This window comes from Geothrix sp. 21YS21S-2 (assembly GCF_030846775.1).
Classification (GTDB): domain Bacteria; phylum Acidobacteriota; class Holophagae; order Holophagales; family Holophagaceae; genus Mesoterricola.
Genome location: NZ_CP132910.1, coordinates 1,074,010 through 1,092,247, shown reverse-complemented (window position 1 = coordinate 1,092,247; position 18,238 = coordinate 1,074,010). Strand labels below are relative to the sequence as shown.

The following is an 18,238-nucleotide window of genomic DNA, read 5'->3' as shown; positions in this document are numbered from 1 at the left end:
CGGCCATCCGGCCGGGACCGGGGCCCGTTGGGCGGAGAGGCGCAACCTCGGAGCCGCCCGGGCCATCTTCTGCCGCAGGAGGCACTCCGTGAAACAAACCCTCATCCTTCTCGCCGGCCTGCTGCTGGGCCTGGCGCTCTTCGCCCAGGAGCCCGGGGGGCCGCCCCCTTCCGGCGAAGGGCGTCCGCCCGCGATGCCGTACGATGCCGCCCGGGAAGTCACGCTCCAGGGCACCGTCACCGCGGTGCAGCTGGAGACGCGCGGACCCAGCGCGTTCGTGACCCTCACGTTCCAGTCGGGCACCACCACCTGGGAGGTCCTGGCCGGTCCCGAATGCGCGCTGAAGCGGGCTGGCCTGGTCCTGGCGCGGGGCGACGCCCTCACCCTCGTGGGCGTGGGCCAGGGCTCGCAGTTCCTGGCCCGGACCCTCGCCCGAGGCGAGGTCGCGGTGACGCTCCTGGACGCGCAGGGGCGCCCCTCCAGGCCCTGATCAAAGGCGGACCTCCCGCCCCCGCCAGTGGTTGACCCCCCTGACGCGGTCGCCCAGGGCCCACAGGATGCCGCAGGCCATGAGGAAGCCGTTCACGGGCCAGAAGGCCCAGGCCCAGTCCGGTCCGCGTCCGGTGAGGCGCCTGTGCACCACGGCCATGGCCGCGGGCACGCCCGCCCAGAGTGCGGCCCCCGCTCCGGGATGCCCGGCCAGGGCGAGGAGGACGGGCGCGAGGGAGGCGCCCAGGACCCCGGCCAGGCCCAGGGGCACCAGGGGCACCAGGACCGGGAAGGCCAGGGCGTTCTTCCGCATGGCCCGCACCAGGTCGCCCAGCCCGTGGTACATGCGCAGGTGGAGCCCCGGGCCGCCGAGGGCCACCCGGTTCGTGAAGCCCGCGAGCTTGACGCGCCTGGCCAGCATCATGTCGTCGATGGCCTCCATGGGCGCTCCCGCGTGGCCGTCCACGGCGTCGTAGGCGACCCGGCGCACCAGGGTGAACGCGCCGATCCCGCAGTGGGCCCAGGCGCCCGGCACCGGGACCCTCCGGAAGGGGATCGCCACCAGGAAGCCCAGGAAGGCCCAGGGCAGGAACACGCGCTCGGCGAAGCTCTCCGTGTCCACCGCGGGCACCAGGGCCAAGAGGTCGGCGGGGTGCTCATCCAGGAACGCGAAGGCCCGGCGCAGGAGGTCCGGGGGGGCCTGCACGTCGGCATCGGCGAACAGCAGCCACTCGGCCTCCAGGGCCTCGGGCTGCTGGGAGGCGAGGTGCAGGGCGTGGTTCTTCCCCAGCCACCCCGCGGGCAGGTGGTCGTTGCGCAGCGCCCGCAGCCGGCCCGCGTGGCGCGCGCCACGGTCCGCGAGGATCCCGGGCGTGCCGTCCGTGGAGCCGTCGTCCACCACGAGGATCCGGAGCCCCGGGAGGTCCTGGGCCAGCCAGGAATCCAGGGCCTTGCCCAGGTCCTTCCCTTCGTTCCGGGCCGGAATGCACAGGGCGACCCGCGGCGCCGCGCCGCGCGCCGGGACCCCTTCAAGAGCGGGCAGGTCCCGCATGCGCGCCAGGGCCGTCAGGAGTCCGAGGCCCCAGGGGCCTGCGAGAAGGGCGAGGAGGGGCCAGCCTGCGAAATCCATGATGGCAGTTTGTCCGCGCCGCTCGTTCCGGCGAATGGAAAAGCGGCGGAAATCAGTGCCCGCAGCCGCAGCCTTCGTCCCCGCCGCAGCAGGAGCCCGCGGCCTCCTCCTCGCCTGCGCATCCGCATTCGCCGCCGCAGCAGCCGCCTTCGGGCTCGGCGCCGCCGGTGAGGTAGCCCTCGGCCATCTCCACCAGGTTGCGGTGGGGGGCCATCTTCACCTGGAGGGCGATGTTCACGGCCTGGATGCGGTCCTCCCTGGGAATGCCCAGCTTGTGGAGGCGGAAGTTGTGGCGCTGAAACGCTTCCTCGTTGTTGGCGGCCATGGCGGCGCCCAGGGCGATGAGCTCGGCGACGGCTTCCGTGACGAGGGTGGCTTCGGTTTCGGGTCTCAAGGGGCCTCCTGGGCTGTCCGGCCGGGGGGCGGCCTCCCCTTGATCTTGAAGGAAGGAACGGCCCCTGGCTACCACCCGCGGGGAAAATGCGGAGGCGGTCACACCGGGTTACACTGCTCCCATGGCCACGCCGCGGGAAGCCCCGGACCTCCTGTTCTACGACGGCGGCTGCGGACTGTGCCACGGTCTGGTGCGCTTCCTGGCGCGGCGGAGCGGCACCTGCCGCTTCGCGCCCCTGGGGGGCGCCACCTTCCGGGAGCGCTTTCCGGAGGCGGACCCGCCCGCGAGCGTGGTGGTGGTCCATGGGGACCGGGTGCTGCTGCGGTCCGAGGCCGTGCTGCACCTGCTGCTCGGCCTGGGTGGAGGCTGGACCCTCCTGGCCCGGCTGGGCGGACGTGTGCCCAGGGGGCTTCGGGACGGGGCCTACGATGTCGTGGCCCGGGCGCGCAACAGGCTCTTCAGCCGGCCGGAATCCGCCTGTCCCCGGGTCCCTCCTTCCATCCAGGCACGATTCCTGCCTTGAACCGGCGGCCCAGCGGGTTTTCTGGCACTATGGAAGGCGATACGAGATTCCATGCTTTTCCCCATGCTCCTTGCCATGCTCCTGTCCCGGCCGCCCCAGGCGGCTGACGGCCCCACCCTGGACACGGCCGCCGTGCTCCAGCAGTTCCCCCTGAACAAGGGCGCCTCCTGGACCTACGCGGGGGAGGCCGAGTGGACGATCCCGAACACCCACAAGGTGCGCGCCGGCCGGGTGCGCAACGTGATGGAGGTGCTGCAGTTCATCCCCGGCGAAGGGGGTTTCGCCGCGGTGGTGCGGGGCTTTCCCATGGACCTGGCCTGGTACGAACCCGGGAAGGGCAATTCCATCTCCGTCATCATCTGCAGGAAGGGGCGGCTCTACCAGGAGTCCTCCCGCAGCCTGAAGGGCGCCACGGTCAAGGCCCGCCAGCTCCTGGCCGACCGCGCCTACCCGCCGCCGGGCGCGGAACCCTTCCTGGATCTGCCCCTGCGGGCCGGCAAGACCTGGGCCAAGGCCCCGGGCAGGGACGACAACATGTACGCCTGGGTGGTGGAGGGCAGCGAACCCAGGCCGTTCTCGGCTCCCGGGGTGGCCCGGGGAGTTGCCTTCCCCGCTTTCACGGCCTCCTTCAGCACGAATCCGGACCAGCGGACCCTGGAATTCGCGCCGGGAATCGGCATCACCGGCTTCGCGTACGAACACCACGGGGCGGTCGCCCGTACCCGGGTTCGCTTGGTTGCGCACAGGCCCTGAGCTCCGTTGACTTGCCCGTCCGGGTGGTCTAACCTCGGTCTGCCCCGGCCCTCGATCGAGCCTGAGTCGCAACCGCAACGTCGCGGATTGAAAGGAGCCCCCATGGCCGAACGTCCCCGTCCCCTCGTGGAAACCCTGGACCGGGAGATGGCCGTCTCCCGCCTGATCGAAGCGCCCCGGGACCTGGTGTACGCGGCCTGGACCGATCCCGCCCAGGCGGGCCTGTGGTGGGGGCCCAACGGCTTCACGACCACCATCCGCGAGATGAACGTGCGCCCGGGGGGCCTCTGGATCTTCACGATGCACGGCCCCGACGGCAGGGACTACCCCAACCGCATCTGCTACCGGGAGCTGGACCCGCCCCGGCGCATCGCCTACGACCACGGCTCCGGCGTGGCCGGCGAACCCGGCCAGTTCCAGGCCGTGGCCGCGTTCGAGGAGGTGGGCGCGGGCACGCGGGTCACCCTTCGCGCTGTGTTTCCCACCGCGGAGGAGCGGGACCTGGCGGTGCGGGAGTTCAACGCCGTCGAGGGGGGGAACCAGACCCTGGCGCGGCTGGAGGCCCACGTGGCGCTGCGCATGGAGCCCGACCCCTTCGTCATCACCCGCGTGTTCGACGCCCCCCGGGACCTGATCTTCAAGGCCTGGTCCGAGGAGGAGCGCCTCGCCCATTGGTGGGGCCCCCGGGGTTTCGCCCTGGAGGTGGCCTACCTGGACTTCCGCGACGGCGGCGGCTTCCACTACGGGATGAAGGCGCCCGAAGGCTTCAGCATGTGGGGCCGGATCCAGTACCGGGAGATCGTCCCCCCGTCCCGCATCGTCACGGTGCTTCACTTCTCCGACGAGCAGGGCGGAATCACCCGCCACCCCATGAGCGCCACCTGGCCGCTGCGGACCCTGAACGTCCTCACCCTGGCCGAGCAGGGCGGAAAGACCCTCCTCACCCTGGAATCGGTCCCCTTCCAGGCGACGGAGAAGGAGCGCGCGACCTTCCGCGAAGGCCACGCCTCCATGGTCAACGGCTACACCGGCACGTTCGACATGCTGGACCAGTACCTTTCGAGAATCTAGGAGCCTGTCTACGTAATAGGAGGCCCCGCGACGGCGCCCAGAAGCGTGATTATCGAGCGCAAGGCCCGCAGGAGGATTAGGTCAATCCTTCAAGGGACTTGCACACGATAAGCGCGCTTCTGGGCGCCGCCCTTCGGGTGATGGCAGCGGGGCCAGCAACTCTGCGTCACGCTCGTCAACCGCAGTCCCGCTGCGGCTTTCCTCGCCTTCCTTGATTTGCTAGTGTAGGCCGCCAGAAATACCTGTAACGCCAATACAGCTCGTCGCATCCAAGCGGCAGGTGAGAACTTTGGCGCAAGTGGGGCGAGTTGATCTAACTGTGGAGCAATTCAGACGCCTTGAGGAAATGGCGCGGAGCCGGACCTTGCCTGCGCGCAGCGTCCTGCGGGCCAAGATTGTTCTTCATCGAGCTTCTGGCGAGTCCTTTCGTGACATCGGCCAGGCTTTGGGCTGTGATCATCGGACTGCTTGGCAATGCCTCAAGCGATGGGAGGAAGCGGGCTTCGATGGCCTCGAGAGGGAACGCCCAGGTCGAGGCCGGAAGTCTTGGGTGATTGCTTTGAAGGGGCAAGAGGTGCTCCATAAGACGACGCAGGAACAGCCCGTCAATGCCACGCACTGGAGCCGGGCCTCCATGGCGCAGGCCACCGGGGTGAGCGAGAGCACGGTGGGACGCATTTGGCGTCAGAATGGCCTCAAGCCGCACCGCACCGTTGGTTTCAAGTTAAGCAACGATCCTCATTTCGAAGAGAAGTTGGTGGACATCGTGGCCCTGTATCTGGACCCTCCGGAGCATGCCATCGTGCTGAGCGTAGATGAGAAGAGCCAGATTCAGGCCCTGGACCGGACTCAGCCTGGCCTACCGATGAAGAAGGGTCGCTGCGGCACCATGACGCACGACTACAAGCGCAATGGAACGACCACCCTCTTTGCGGCCATGAACACGCTGGATGGTACGGTGATCTCGGCCACGATGCCACGTCATCGCCATGAGGAGTGGCTGAAGTTCCTCAAGCGGCTTGAGCGGGGTACGTCGAAGCGACTCGCTCTGCACATCATTTGCGACAACTACGCCACCCACAAACATCCGGCGGTCAAAAGCTGGTTGAAAGGGCATTCGAGGGTCCACGTTCACTTCACCCCCACCAGTTCATCGTGGTTGAACATGGTGGAGCGATTTTTCCGGGACATCACGGAGAACCGCATCCGAAGGGGTATTTTCAGATCCGTCCCGGAACTCGAAGCAGCGATCCACACCTATATCGCGAGACACAATGCCGCTCCGAAACCATTTGTTTGGACCGCGTCCGCGAACGATATCCTCGCCAAGGTGACACGAGCACGGCAGGCCCTCGCGGCCATTCGGACGGCCTCTGCCAAGGGTTGACGGCGAACCTGCCTTTTTCTTTTCCTCGGTATCCTCGGCCTCCTCGGCGCCTCGGCGATGGCTTTCTCAAGTATCAGTCGGCGCAAAGATTACATGCGCCGAAGCACCCGTCGAAAAGCCCATCGCCGAGGCGCCGAGGAGGCCGAGGATACCGAGGAAAGAATTCTGGCCTGAACGTCCCGGCGTGATTGAGCGCACTCCTGACCCGAAGGAGGAAGTCATGGGTCGGCATTGGGGCGAAGATTGGGGCGACAACTATCCCCATCGAGATATCACCGAAGCCATCATCCTCGCTGCCATCAGGGTGCAGATAGTTCTGGGGCCTGGACTCCTGGAAAATGCCTACAAGGCTTGCCTCGCCCATGAACTCAGGTTGGCCGGACACGAGGCCCTACGCGAGGTTCACCTCGACATCACCTACAAGGAATTGTGCGTCGAGAATGCCTACATCATGGATATCGTGGTGGACCACAAGGTGGTCGTCGAGGCGAAGGCCATTGCGAAGTTTTCGGATGCCGACTTCGCCCAACTGAATAGTTGCCTCCACTTTGCAAATTTCGAAGTGGGCCTGCTGATCAATTTTAATAACTGGCCCCTCAAGGACGGGGGCATCAAGCGACTCGTCAACACCAAGCCCTGAACTGGACCCGAGGCGAAGGGGGGGGACAAGGTGTTACCTGTTCTTCTGGCGGCCTACACTAGCCCCGGTGCCATCATCGCGGGGCCTCCTATTACGTAGACAGGCTCCTGATATGTATTGGCCTGTCAAGGGTGCCAGACCTCTTTAGTTTGACAGTGCATGGGGAGCAGAACGGACGGCATTCCGCCGGTTGATCAGTCTGATATTCGCGGGTTGGTTACCGGCATGACAACCGATTCGTCGGGGAGCTTCCTTGCTCTAGAGTTGAGGGTCATTCCATCGCTGGACGCCTACATAGGAGCACCGAGGGTTCTCCCACCGTTGCCCGTTCTGCTGCCGATGCACTGCGACTCTGTATTCGCCCCCGGTGACGCGGGATCGGGACCGGGGAAGGCCTGACCGATGGCCCAGATGAAGCCCGCCAGTTCCCTGGCAATGGCTGTGCAGACTTTGACCTTGAGCTTGCCCTTGCTCTCCAGGAGGCGATAGCGGCCGCAGAGCCGCACCTGGGCCTTCCAGGCGATTTCCTGGATTCTTTCCGGGGCCCGCTTCGCCTTCTGCTGGAGGTGTGCTGTCTTCCGGGCGGGATGGTGATAGGTCCAGGCCGCCTCCACCAGGACTCGGCGGACGTGCCCATTCCCGGTCTTGGTGATGCCGCCGCGGGAGTGCTTGGCTCCACTTGAGTGTTCACTTGGGACCAGGCCCAGAAACGCCATCAACTGAGGGGCGGTCCTGAACCGATGCAGGTCGCCAATCTCCGCCATGGTGGTTGTCGCCGCGATCCGGCTGATCCCGCGCAGGGCCATCAGCCCTTCGATCACCGCCGCGAATCCAGAAGCAGTGCCGGCGGCTTCAAGTTGCTCCTCTAATGCCTCCACCCTCCGGCTCAGCATCTGGAGCGTATCCAGATAGTCCTGGAACACGACCTGCTGGACCGGCTGGTCGAATTTCACGTCTTCCAGCCACCGGAAGTGCATTCGGCTCCACTTCTTCTCATGCTCGTAGATTCTGCCGTGGCGCAGGAGAAAGGCCTGCAGGCGCTGTTTGGCCTGGCGTTCCAGGTGCTTCAGGTCCTCCCGGCCTCGGGTCAGATCCCTCAGGGCCTCCTGGGTTTCATCTGGGACCCAGACCGCCGTCAGCTCGCCGGCCCTGAGCAGCCGGGCCAGGGTCTGACTATCCCGTCGATCCGTCTTGACCCGATCTCCAGGTTTTTTGGGAATCAGGGACGGCGCCACCACCTGGTTGGCTACCCCCACTCCCAGGAGTTGGCGATGAAGGACATAGCCACAGGGCCCTGCCTCGTAACAGCACAACAGCGACGCTTCTCCCTTGCGAAGCTGCCGAATCAGCTTCGTGACTGCTTCGGGGTTGTTCCGGAACTCCCCCACGTAGCGGACCTCGCCTCCAGAGGCTTCCGCCACGGAGACGGCGATCGTCTCCTTATGGACATCCATCCCGACGAATTTGCTATAGACTGCCATGGCCTGCCCTCCTCAATAACGGCTCTGAGCCGGTGGGTTGTTTGGCGCACCGAGCTTAATCCGCGTTGCTTGAGATAGGGCAGGCCCTTTTCGGGAAAACCGGAGGCCTTGCCGAAGCTCCATCCGGGTACCACCCTTGGGGCAGCCGGGCGGAGGATAAGGCTCCGCAGGGATGCGACCTGAGCGCCGTCCCGGGCCCGGAAAATGGGCGGGCCGGAGAACTTCCGGCCCTTTGCCTATTTTTTGGGCGGCATGCGAAAAATCCCGGGGGCACGGGGGCAGAGCCCCCGGATGCCTATGTCACCGAGCCCCTCATCGGATGGGAGGCCAATACATGATGTCTAGCGCGATTCCCGGAACCGCTCCATGGCCTCCATCATGCGGGGAAAGCCCGCGGTGGGGGCGATGAGGAGGATGGCGTGCTCGATCTCCTCCTCCGTGCAGCCCGCGGCCTGGGCCTTGGCCATGTGGGTGAGCTGGGCCTTGGCGAGGCCCTGGGAGGCGGAGACGGCGAGCTTGATGAGCCAGCGCGTCTTCTCGTCCAGGGGTCCCCCCCGCTCGTGCACGGCCTTGCCGTACCGCTCGTAGGCTTCGTAGATCTCCGGGTGCTTGGCGATCATGGCGTCCAGGTTCTCGCGGATCTTCATGGCGGCCTCCAGCGACAAGGTACGACCGTTCGGGTCCTCAGTCGACCCGTTCGTACGTGGCCACGGCCTTCCTGAACTGGGCGTGGATCTCCTGGCGCAGGAACTCCGGCGCCAGCACCTCCGCCGCCGCGCCGAACTGCATCAGCCAGCGGGAGGCGCCGTTGGGGTGGGTGGCCTTGAAGGTCACGCGCGCCGACGCGCCGTCCTTCGACGGAAAGGTCTGGAACTCTGGCAGGGCCGGGGGGGCCTCCTTGAAGGCCTGGATCCAGTGGGGCCCCCGGATGAGGGCCTCCACCAGGAAGGGGTCCTCGGCGCTGGTCCAGCCGCCGATCTGGTACCTGGCGACCCGGGCCATGAGCTCCTCCGGGAAGCTGCCGGTGCGGGACGTGACCTTGACGCTCACGATGCGGTTCTGGCGCAGGTGCTTGGGCAGGCTCCCGGCGGGGTCCCACACCAGGAGGAAGGTGCCGCCGGAAAAGAGGTCATGGGTCAGGGCGTAGGGCACCACGTGGTGCACGCTGGCCGCGGCGGCCCCCGCGGCCTGGTAGACCACGTCCGTCTCCTTCTGGCCCTCCAGGGCCTTGAGGATGGGCTCGAGGATGTCGGGCGACTCGATGGGGTCGTCCACGCCGCCCTGCACGCGGATGGCCTTCTTGAGGTTCTCGAAGAGCCGGCGGTCCCGGGTGGACATGCGCTCGCTGGCGAGCTCCTCCAGGGCGTCCAGCTGGTCCTGCCAGAGCAGGGTGCCGCACTGGGCCAGGGAGAGCCCCGCCACCCGCAGGGCCATGCGGGCCTCGCTGGAAACGTGCTCGTCCCAGGTGGGGCCCTTCTTCAATACGAAGTGGATCACCGCCGGGCTGCCCCGGCGCACCCGGTCGAACCGGGCCCCCTGGTCCTCCAGCACGAGGATGGCGCGATCCACGGTGCGCAGGCTGCGGCCGCCCATCTCCACCCGGAGCTTCTCCCGGCTGATGCCCTCCGCGCCAGCCTCCCGCAGGAGGGCCAGGGCCTCCCGGAGCCGGTCGGAGCCCACGAGGCCCTGGGTCTGGATCATGGAGGACTTGGGCGGGGTCATGGCGTCTCCAGGGGGATCGGCACCGAGCATTTCACACAACGGCGCCGTTTGCCAGTCCCTGTCGTTCTAGGTCTTGAACCTCGCCACCAGGTCCGCGAGCCCCTCCGCCGTGGCGGCGAGCTGGTCGGAGTTGGCGCTGGTCTGCACCACCGTGGCGCTGAGCTGGGTGCTGGCGCTGGCGTTGGAGACGGCCTTGTCCGCGGTGGCCTCCACCAGCTGGGCCACCTCGGAGCTGGCCTTGGCCTGTTCGGCGGTTGAGGTGGTTATCTGGAGGGCCATGGAGGTGACGTGGCCGATGTGCTCCCGGATCTCCCCCAGGGCGGCGACGGCGTCCTGCACCGTGGTGCGGCCCTGGACCACGGCGTGGTTGCTGGTCTCGATGAGGGCGGCGATCTCCCGGGCGGCGTGGGCGCTGCGCTCGGCGAGCTTGCGCACCTCCTCGGCCACGACGGCGAAGCCCTTGCCGAGCTGCCCGGCCTTGGCGGCCTCGATGGCGGCGTTGAGGGACAGGAGGTTGGTCTGGCGCGCGATCTCCTGGATCACCTTGACGGCGTCCACCACGCGGGTCGTGGCCTGCTCCACCTGGGCCATGGCCTGGATGGCGGCCTTGCCGGAGACGTCGCCGGCCTCGGCGGCGGTCACGGCGGCCTCCGTCTGGGTCTGGCTGGCGCGCACGTGGCCGGCCACCTCGTGGATGGAGGCGGAGAGCTCGGTCATGGCCGAGGCCATGCGCTCCACGGAGACCCGCTGGTCCTCGGCGTTCTGGGCCAGCTCCTGGCTGGTGGTGGCGATCTCGTGGGTGGCGGAGACGAAGCCCGAGGCGTTCATCTGCACCCGCAGGCCGTCGAAGCGGATGCGGTTGACCATGCCCTTGAGGTGGGACTGCATGCTGCGGAGCGTGGCCATGAGGCTGGCCTCGTCCCCGGCGTGGGTCTCGATCTCCACGCGCATGTCGCCTTCGGCCATGCGCTTGACCACCTCGATGGCCTGCTCCGGGTTGGCCCCGAGGCGGATGCGCATGCCCCGCATGGCCAGCCAGGCCATGAGCAGGCTGGCCGCGAGTCCGAACACCGTGGCCGCGGCCCGGGGCGCGACGTTCGCCGCGGAGGAGGTGGCGATGGTGGCCCCCTGGATGAGCAGGAACAGGCCCATCATGGAGAAGAAGGCCACGCGCAGCTGGGTCGTGGCCGGCATCCTCGGGAAGGGCTCCCAGCGCCGGACGACGGTGTCCTCCCACCGCTTGCCCTGGTTGAGGAGCCTGTAGACCCGCTCGGCCTCCCGGATCTGCGACCGGCTCGCCTTGCTGCGGATGGAGACGAAGCCCTTGAGGACGCCCCGCTCGAAGATGGGCGTGACGTTGGCGTCCACCCAGTAGAAGTCGCCGTTCTTGCAGCGGTTCTTCACCAGGGCGTACCAGGGCTTGCCCGACTTGGCCGTGCGCCACAGGTCCTCGAAGGCCGCCGACGGCATTTCCGGGTGGCGGACCATGTTGTGGGGCTGCCCGATGAGCTCGGCCTCGGTGAAGCCGCTGATGCGGATGAACTCGTCGTTGACGTAGGTGAGCCGCCCCTGGGGGTCCGTCATCGAGACGATGAAGGCCCCTTCCTTGAGATGGATCTCGTTGGCGGTGATGGGTAGGTTCGTTCGCATGGGTCCGATCCGAAAAACCGCGCCTGAAGGCCCCCCGCGCAGGTGGGCGGGGGATACCCTAGCAAAACCAGGAGACCCCCCGGCTCTGCCGGGGTGGCAGTAGAAGTTTGACATTTCAGGGAGTCCATCCTGGAATCTCCGATTGTGAGCCGCCAAGCACACGAAAGGAGGTCCAAGATGGACTCGTCGGAAAGTCTAAGCCACTCCCGGTGGGAGTGTAAGTACCACGTGGTGTTTATCCCAAAATGTCGAAGAAAGACGCTCTACGAGAAGTTACGACCACATCTGGGTGAGGTGTTCCGGCAACTGGCCGCGCAGAAGGAATGCCGGATCGAGGAGGGGCACCTCATGGCCGATCACGTCCATATTCTGATTTAGATTCCGCCAAAGTATGCCGTGGCGCAGGTGATCGGGTTCATCAAGGGTAAGAGCGCGATTCACCTCGCCCGCGTGTATGGGGAGAGGAAGCGCAACTTTGTAGGCCAGAACTTCTGGGCGCGCGGCTACTTCGTATCGACAGTGGGCCGAGATGAGACGGTCGTGCGCGAATACATCCGAAAACAGGAAAAGGAGGACGAGCGATTTGAGCAACTGTCCCTGTTTCGCTGACCAGGCACCTCCAAGGTGCCCATCCTATGATTCGGGGCCGCGTTAGCGACCCCGACCAGCCGCTTTGAGCGGCTCACGTTTTAAACCCCCCGGCTCTGCCGGGGGATGTCTTAGTCTCTTCGGCCGGGCCCCGCTTTGCGATGATTTTCGGCTAGGTAAATTTACGTACCTGGAACCGTCCCCTCGAAGGGAAAAATCCCCGGGAAGCGTGCCCGGCGCGGCGGCGGCCCCCATGTCATGCTTGGGCATCGTCCCATCGTTCCCCCGGAGCCCCCGTGATTCGCAAGCCCTGGTATCGCTCAAGCACCTTCTGGATTTTTTTCGGTCTGCTCATGGGCGTCGTCCTGGGCGGCTTCCTGCCCGCTGACCGTCACCCGGTCGCGTATGAATCTTTTCGGTTCCTGAGCAAGGCGTTCATCAGCCTCATCAAGAGCATCATCGTCCCCATCCTGGTGGCCACGGTCATCACCGGCATCGCCCAGACCGGGGACATCAAGGCCGTGGGGCGCATGGGCGGGAAGGCCCTGCTCTATTTCGAGGTCATCACCACCCTGGCGCTCTTCATCGGGCTGTTCGTGGCCAACTGGCTCCACCCCGGCTCGGGCCTGCCGCTGAAGGCCACCGAGCACGTGGTGCTGGCGGCCCAGAAATCCGGGTGGGAGGTGGCCCTCCACGCCTTTCCCACCAACTTCTTCAAGCACGCCGCCGAGGCCGACGTGCTTCCGGTGGTGGTGTTCTCGGCCCTCATCGGCATCGCCCTCACGCGCGTGCCCGACAAGGGGCGGCCCGTGCTGGCCTTCTTCGAAGGGCTGGCCCAGGTCATGTTCAAGTACACCGACATGATCATGACCCTCACCCCGCTGGGCGTCTTCGGCGCCATGGCCTACAACGTCAGCCACATGGCCGCGGGCCAGGCCGTCAACGGCGTGTTCGTGCAGGGCTGGGCGGCCGTGGCCCACCTGCTGGGGCAGTACGCCAAGCTGGTGGGCAGCCTGTATTTCGCCCTGATCCTCCTGGTGGTGCTGGTGTTCATCCCGGTCATGCTGATGTTCCGCATCCCGGTGGCGGGCTTTTTCCGGGCCATCAAGGACCCGGCCCTCACCGCCTACTCCACCGCCTCCAGCGAGGCCGCCCTGCCCAAGCTCCTGGAGGAGATGGTGCGCTTCGGCGTCCCGCGGCGGGTGGCCAGCTTCGTTATCCCCACGGGCTACAGCTTCAACCTGGACGGGTCGACGCTCTACCTGGTGCTGGCCAGCCTCGCCATCGCGCAGGCCGCGGGCATCCACATGACGCTGGGCCAGCAGATCTCCATGATGGTGATGTTCATGCTCACGTCCAAGGGGGTGGCCGGCGTGCCCCGGGCGACCCTGGTGATCATCGCCGCCACCTGCGCCAGCTTCGGGCTCCCCGGCGAGGCTGGCGTGGCGATGATCCTGGCGGTGGACGAGATCATGGACATGGCGCGCACCACGGTCAACGTCACCGGCAACGGCCTGGCGAGCGCGGTCATCGCCAGGTGGGAGGGCGTGTTCCGCGAGGAGGAGGCGGAGGCGGAGGGCGGGGAGCTCCAGCCCTCCACTTGAACGGATCATGACCGCTGGATCCCCGGGGAAAGGAGCGAGGCTCTTTCTTTCCCCGCGGCGCGCGGGAATCGATACCATGACTGCCACCCCACCGCCTCAGGGAGGCACCATGCCCTTCGTCGAACCCGTGCTCGAGCCGAGCGAATACGCCGTCCTCGTCGAGCAGGCCCCCATCCTCATCTGGAGGGCAGGGACCGACGGCCTCTGCAACTACTTCAACGCCCGCTGGCTGGCCTTCACCGGGCGCACCATGGCCCAGGAATCCGGCAACGGCTGGGCCGAGGGCGTGCACCCGGAGGACCTCCAGCGCTGCCTGGACATCTACCTGGACCACCTCGGCCGCCACGCCGTGTTCGAGATGGAGTACCGCCTCCGCCGCCACGACGGCGCCTGGCGCTGGATCTCGGACCGGGGCGCGCCCATGTTCGGGCCTGACGGGGCCTTCGGGGGCTTCATCGGCAGCTGCACGGACATCACCGATCGGGTGGAGGCCCAGGAGGCCCTCGCCGCGGCCCAGGCCACCCGGATCCACACCCTCCACGGCCTGCTGCCCATCTGCATGTATTGCAAAAAGATCAAGAACGACGACGGCTACTGGGAGGTGCTGGAGAAGTACGTCCGCGACAATTCCGAGGCCGACTTCTCCCACGGGCTCTGCCCCGACTGCTTCCCCACCTACGTGGCCCGGCTCCAGGAGGAGGCGGACCGGCTACTGGGGCAGTGACCTCGCGGTCCTGATCTCCTCGGCGCACGCCGCCAGGGCCTCGCGGAAGGCGGGGTTGGCCTTCATCCCCTTGACCGCGATCGCCGCCAGGTGCATCCCGCCCACGTCGTCGGAGGGGAAGTGCATGCCCGCGAACATGCGGCTCCAGGCGGCCTTGTGGGCCCATTCCTGCATGGCCTCGCGCCGGTCGGGGACCAGGTCCGACACGAGCTCCGCCAGGATGAAGATGGAGGTGGAATGGCCGCTGGGGTAGGAGTAGAAGCCTGCGGGGGGCTCGCCCACGGGGAAGGGCAGGATCTTCACGCAGGGCTTCACCCGGGCGTCGAAGTAGGGGGGGCGGAGCCTCCGGAACTTCAGCTTGGCGACCTTGTTGAGGCTTTCCCCGTCCCCCAGGGCCTCCTCCAGAAGCTGGGCGCAGCGGGGCAGGGCGGACCGGGTGAACCAGGGCCCGACGGCGGCGCCGGCGCCGAAGATGTCCAGGTGGTCCAGGGCCCGGGCCCAGGCCACCTCGGCCTCCGTGCGCCACGCCTGGAGCTGGAGGATCGTCTCCAGGTCAGCGTCGGCGGCCAGGGTTCCCGGAAGGGGCGGCGCGGGCAGGGCGGACAGGTCCAGGGCGGCGGGGTCCACGAAGTTGCGGGTTGCCTCCGGGTACCTGCCGCGGGCGGCCTGGGCGAAGGCCGGGGGCCACGCCGCGAGGAGCAGCAGGGGGAGCGCCAGGATTCCGAGTGCCTTCATGGTCCGTGTCCTTCCGTGGGGGGCTCAGCGGCCCGTTTGGATGGCGGCGGGGCCGGTCATGCCCCGGTCCACCTTCGAATAGTCCAGCTCGCTGCCCCGGGCGCTGTGGGGGATGAGGTACACCCCCAGCATCGCCGCCGAGGCCAGGGCCACCGCGACCCGCGCGGGGCCGCGGCGCGCCGCCCACAGGACGGCGCAGGCCAGGGCCCAGGCGCCCCACATGAGCACGGTCTTGTTGTCGGTGAGGTCCCCTCCGAAGGGGAATCCGGTCCAGTAGGCGCCGAAGGCGTGCTTCTGCACGAAGGGCCCCAGCACCAGCCCGCCAGCGGTGAGGCAGGCAAGCGTGGCCCAGGCCTGGGAGGCCATGTCCGAGGCCCCCGCCACCGCGGCGAGGCCGGCCCGCACCCCCACCATGACCCCGAGGAACATCATGGCCACGTGGGCGACGAGCAGGGGCGCCGGCACGTGGTCCTTGAAGCGGATCACGATGGCCCCGCCCTCCGGGGGCACCGTCACCGGGCCTCCGGGGCCCTCCAGGCGGAGGACGTATTCCAGCTTCCCGGCGGCGGGCTGGCGCGGCAGCAGTGCCGCCAGCTCCTTCCGGCCCCGGTGGTCCTCGGCGCGCAAAGGCACGGAGGTGAAGGGGTCCGCCGTGCGGAACCGCCGGTAGCGGAGGACGCCCGTGACGCCATGGCCCGGGTCCGGAAGGGCGATGCGTTCGTCCTGGCCGCTGTCCCCGCTGCGGGACACCTTGTAGGCGTGGGTGGCCCCCGCCATGGCGAAGGCGCCGCGCCGGGGGTGGGTGGGCCCGGTGAGCCGCTGGTAGACCATCGACCCCACCATCACTGCGGCCGCCGCCGCCCATAGCAGGGCCTTGACCAGCAGGCTCGTGGGGCGTCGATAGGGACGTGGGGGCATGGGGCCTCCGGAAGGCGGACCTGGGGAAAGTGATCCCCAATACTACCCGTATTTCCCGCCTAGGCCTCCGGCCACCGCCGCGCGGCCTCCTCCCGCAGCCGGTACTTCTGGATCTTCCCGCTGGCCGTCATGGGGTAGGCCTCCACGAAGGCCACGTACCGGGGGATCTTGTACCACGCGATCCTGCCCCGGCAGAAGTCCTGGACGTCGGCCTCCGACAGGTCCGCGCCGGGGCGGAGGATGATGAAGGCCGCGCACTGCTCGCCGTACTTGGCGCTGGGCACGCCCACCACCTGGACGTCGGAGACGCCCTCCAGGTGGTGGATGTACTCCTCGAGCTCCTTGGGGTAGATGTTCTCGCCGCCCCGGATGATCATGTCCTTGAGGCGGCCGGTGACGCGGTAGTAGCCCTGGGCGTCCATGGTGCCGATGTCGCCGGAGTGGAGCCAGCCGTTGGCGTCGACGCACTGGGCGGTCTCGGCCGGCATGCGGTAGTAGCCGGACATGGTGGTGTAGCCGCGGCTGCACAGCTCCCCCGGCTCGCCCACGGGAGCGAGCTCCCCGTTCTCCGTGATCACCGCCATCTCGATGCCGGGCATGGCCCGGCCCACGGTGGCGCACTTCACCTCGAGGCTGGGTTCGTCGTAGCGGGTCTGGGTCACCACGGGGCTGGATTCCGTCAGGCCGTAGCAGATGGTCAGTTCGTCCATGTGCATGCGCTCCACGCAGGCGCGCATGGTCTTCACGGGGCAGGGCGAGCCGGCCATGATGCCGGTGCGCAGGCTCGTGAAGTCGAACTTGGGGAAGAGGGGGTGCTCCAGGACGTTGATGAACATCGTGGGCACGCCGTAGAGCGCCGTGCAGGCCTCGCGCTCCACGCTCATCATCACCGTCACCGGGTCGTACTTCTCCAGGAGGACCATCGTGGAGGCGTGGCTGACGCAGGCCATGACGCCCAGCACGCACCCGAAGCAGTGGAAGAGCGGAACGGGGATGCACACCCGGTCCTGGTGGGTCAGGTGCTGGTTGAAGCCGATCCAGAAGCCGTTGTTGAGGATGTTGTGATGGGTGAGCTGCACGCCCTTGGGAAAGCCCGTGGTGCCGGACGTGTACTGCATGTTGATGACGTCGCGGCAGTCCAGCTCCGCCTGGCGGGCCTGGAAGTCCTCCTCCGTCACGGTGCAGGCCAGGGCCAGGACCTCGGGAACGGCGTACATGCCCCGGTGCTTCTGGGCCCCCAGGAAGACGACCCGCTTGAGGTGCGGGTAGCGGGGCGACCGAAGCTGGCCCCGCGGCTGGTCCTTGAGCTCGGGCACCAGCTCGAACAGGGTCGCCACGTAGTCCGTGTCGCGCACCCCCTCGATGATGAAGAGGTTCTCGGTCTCCGACTGCCGCAGGAGGTAGTCGATCTCGGTGGACTTGTAGTTGGTGTTCACGGTCAGGAGGACCGCGCCGATGCGGGCGGTGGCGAACTGCAGGGTCACCCAGTGGGGGACGTTGGTGGCCCACACCGCCACCTTCTCGCCCTTCTTCACCCCGAGGGCCATGAGGCCCTTGGCCATGAGGTCCACCTGGTCCGAGAACTGCCGCCAGGTCAGGCGGTAGTCGCGGTCGGCGTACACCACGGCGTCCTGCCCCGGATGGGCGGCCACGGCCGCGTCCAGGGCCTGGCCGATGGTCAGCTCCCGGGTGACGGGGACCCCCTCGGGGGTGGGGCCCATGGATGCGGACGCCGGGAAGGGCCCCTCCACGGGGGCGGTGCCTCGCGGGGAGGCCAGGGAGAAGCTCACGGGACCTCCGGTCAGAAGGGCTGGAAGATGACGGCGTAGATGGAGGCCGGCCGGCCCCCGCCCGCGAACACGACGTGGGGGACGATGGAGTTGTAGTACATGGTGTCCCCGGGCCGGAGGGTGTGGGTGGCGTTGCCGTAGCGGACCACCACCTCCCCGTCGGCGACGAGGAGGAACTCCTCCCCCTCGTGGCTGGAGGGGGTCCCGGGCTCCTCCGGTCCGATCTCGATGAAGAGCGGCTCCATGTGCCGGTCGGTCTTGCCGCGGCCCAGGGAGAAGTAGCGGTAGGGACCCGTGACGGCGTCCGGGACCTCTCCTTGGCGGTCCTTCGCCCGGACGATGAGGGGGTCCTCCCGGTAGTGGTCGTCCATGAACGTGCCCAGGCGCTGTCCCAGGGCCCGGGCGACCTTGAGAAGGAGACCCAGGGGCGGATAGGCGCGACCCTCTTCCACCGCCTCCACGAGCCCGGCGCTGACGCCCGCGTTGGCGGCCAGCTCCTCCCGGCTCAGGCCCAGGCGCTCCCGGAAGGTCGCGACCCGCCTTCCGAGTTCCATGGCTTCAGGCATGCTCGCCTCCCTTGGGTTGAATGTGGAGCCTTCCACGGCGGACGGCGACCGGCATGGAGGACTTGGAAATAATA

General features: G+C 67.7%; 17 protein-coding genes and 2 pseudogenes. 9 read left to right on the top strand and 10 right to left on the bottom strand.

All coding sequences use genetic code 11. The features are described 5' to 3' along the window. Nucleotides 1–88: 88 nt before the first annotated feature. The gene (locus tag RAH40_RS04990; RefSeq protein WP_306600979.1) at nucleotides 89–490 is read left to right on the top strand and encodes a hypothetical protein; all 402 of its coding nucleotides are present in this window, start codon (nucleotides 89–91) and stop codon (nucleotides 488–490) included. Here the strand turns inward: RAH40_RS04990 and RAH40_RS04985 are convergent, their stop codons facing one another. Beyond that, complete coding sequence (locus tag RAH40_RS04985) at nucleotides 491–1,618, bottom strand: glycosyltransferase family 2 protein (RefSeq protein ID WP_306600978.1); 1,128 nt, start codon at nucleotides 1,616–1,618, stop codon at nucleotides 491–493. Nucleotides 1,619–1,670: 52 nt separating this feature from the next. After that, on the bottom strand, nucleotides 1,671–2,012 hold the full coding sequence (locus RAH40_RS04980) for a hypothetical protein (protein WP_306600977.1): 342 nt from the start codon (nucleotides 2,010–2,012) through the stop codon (nucleotides 1,671–1,673). 121 nt (nucleotides 2,013–2,133) lie between these two features. Here RAH40_RS04980 and RAH40_RS04975 point away from each other — a divergent pair, with 121 nt between their 5' ends. The 5 genes from RAH40_RS04975 (at nucleotide 2,134) to RAH40_RS04955 (ending at nucleotide 6,386) form a co-directional block, all read left to right on the top strand. Further along, on the top strand, nucleotides 2,134–2,535 hold the full coding sequence (locus RAH40_RS04975; RefSeq protein ID WP_306600976.1) for a thiol-disulfide oxidoreductase DCC family protein: 402 nt from the start codon (nucleotides 2,134–2,136) through the stop codon (nucleotides 2,533–2,535). Nucleotides 2,536–2,586: 51 nt separating this feature from the next. Next, on the top strand, nucleotides 2,587–3,288 hold the full coding sequence (locus RAH40_RS04970; RefSeq protein WP_306600975.1) for a hypothetical protein: 702 nt from the start codon (nucleotides 2,587–2,589) through the stop codon (nucleotides 3,286–3,288). A 102-nt stretch (nucleotides 3,289–3,390) separates the two neighbouring features. Further along, entirely contained in the window at nucleotides 3,391–4,359 is a 969-nt protein-coding gene (locus tag RAH40_RS04965; protein ID WP_306600974.1) for an SRPBCC family protein, read from the top strand. A 346-nt stretch (nucleotides 4,360–4,705) separates the two neighbouring features. After that, the gene (locus RAH40_RS04960) at nucleotides 4,706–5,746 is read left to right on the top strand and encodes an IS630 family transposase (protein ID WP_306597910.1); all 1,041 of its coding nucleotides are present in this window, start codon (nucleotides 4,706–4,708) and stop codon (nucleotides 5,744–5,746) included. Between the two features lie 220 nt (nucleotides 5,747–5,966). Continuing rightward, nucleotides 5,967–6,386, top strand: a complete 420-nt coding sequence (locus RAH40_RS04955) for a GxxExxY protein (RefSeq protein ID WP_306600973.1) — start codon at nucleotides 5,967–5,969, stop codon at nucleotides 6,384–6,386. A 401-nt stretch (nucleotides 6,387–6,787) separates the two neighbouring features. On the opposite strand, the pseudogene RAH40_RS04950 reads toward RAH40_RS04955, so the two are convergent. The 4 genes and pseudogenes from RAH40_RS04950 to RAH40_RS04935 form a co-directional block, all read right to left on the bottom strand. Next, nucleotides 6,788–7,867: pseudogene (locus tag RAH40_RS04950) on the bottom strand (IS110 family transposase); the annotation flags it as partial. 341 nt (nucleotides 7,868–8,208) lie between these two features. Continuing rightward, nucleotides 8,209–8,514, bottom strand: coding sequence for a carboxymuconolactone decarboxylase family protein (locus RAH40_RS04945; RefSeq protein WP_306600972.1), 306 nt, complete (start codon nucleotides 8,512–8,514; stop codon nucleotides 8,209–8,211). Nucleotides 8,515–8,551: 37 nt separating this feature from the next. Continuing rightward, a complete protein-coding gene (locus RAH40_RS04940) occupies nucleotides 8,552–9,589 on the bottom strand; it encodes a YafY family protein (protein ID WP_306600971.1) in 1,038 nt (345 codons plus the stop codon). 66 nt (nucleotides 9,590–9,655) lie between these two features. Next, the gene (locus tag RAH40_RS04935) at nucleotides 9,656–11,239 is read right to left on the bottom strand and encodes a PAS domain-containing methyl-accepting chemotaxis protein (protein ID WP_306600970.1); all 1,584 of its coding nucleotides are present in this window, start codon (nucleotides 11,237–11,239) and stop codon (nucleotides 9,656–9,658) included. A 177-nt stretch (nucleotides 11,240–11,416) separates the two neighbouring features. On the opposite strand from RAH40_RS04935, the pseudogene tnpA reads away from it, so the two are divergent. The 3 genes and pseudogenes from tnpA (at nucleotide 11,417) to RAH40_RS04920 (ending at nucleotide 14,155) form a co-directional block, all read left to right on the top strand. Beyond that, nucleotides 11,417–11,848, top strand: a pseudogene (gene tnpA / locus RAH40_RS04930) (IS200/IS605 family transposase). Between the two features lie 275 nt (nucleotides 11,849–12,123). Next, a complete protein-coding gene (locus RAH40_RS04925) occupies nucleotides 12,124–13,431 on the top strand; it encodes a dicarboxylate/amino acid:cation symporter (RefSeq protein ID WP_306600969.1) in 1,308 nt (435 codons plus the stop codon). Nucleotides 13,432–13,540: 109 nt separating this feature from the next. Continuing rightward, nucleotides 13,541–14,155, top strand: coding sequence for a PAS domain-containing protein (locus tag RAH40_RS04920; protein ID WP_306600968.1), 615 nt, complete (start codon nucleotides 13,541–13,543; stop codon nucleotides 14,153–14,155). On the opposite strand, the gene RAH40_RS04915 is transcribed toward RAH40_RS04920, so the two are convergent. The 4 genes from RAH40_RS04915 to RAH40_RS04900 form a co-directional block, all read right to left on the bottom strand. Further along, nucleotides 14,141–14,890 carry a phosphatase PAP2 family protein gene (locus RAH40_RS04915; RefSeq protein ID WP_306600967.1) on the bottom strand — a complete coding sequence of 250 codons (750 nt, stop codon included), beginning with the start codon at nucleotides 14,888–14,890 and terminating at the stop codon, nucleotides 14,141–14,143. The genes RAH40_RS04920 and RAH40_RS04915 overlap by 15 nt on opposite strands. Before the next feature lie 24 nt (nucleotides 14,891–14,914). Then, the gene (locus tag RAH40_RS04910) at nucleotides 14,915–15,808 is read right to left on the bottom strand and encodes a hypothetical protein (RefSeq protein WP_306600966.1); all 894 of its coding nucleotides are present in this window, start codon (nucleotides 15,806–15,808) and stop codon (nucleotides 14,915–14,917) included. 59 nt (nucleotides 15,809–15,867) lie between these two features. After that, nucleotides 15,868–17,529, bottom strand: coding sequence for an AMP-binding protein (locus tag RAH40_RS04905; RefSeq protein ID WP_373432567.1), 1,662 nt, complete (start codon nucleotides 17,527–17,529; stop codon nucleotides 15,868–15,870). An 80-nt stretch (nucleotides 17,530–17,609) separates the two neighbouring features. Further along, a complete protein-coding gene (locus tag RAH40_RS04900) occupies nucleotides 17,610–18,164 on the bottom strand; it encodes an XRE family transcriptional regulator (protein WP_306600964.1) in 555 nt (184 codons plus the stop codon). Between the last annotated feature and the right edge of the window lie 74 nt (nucleotides 18,165–18,238).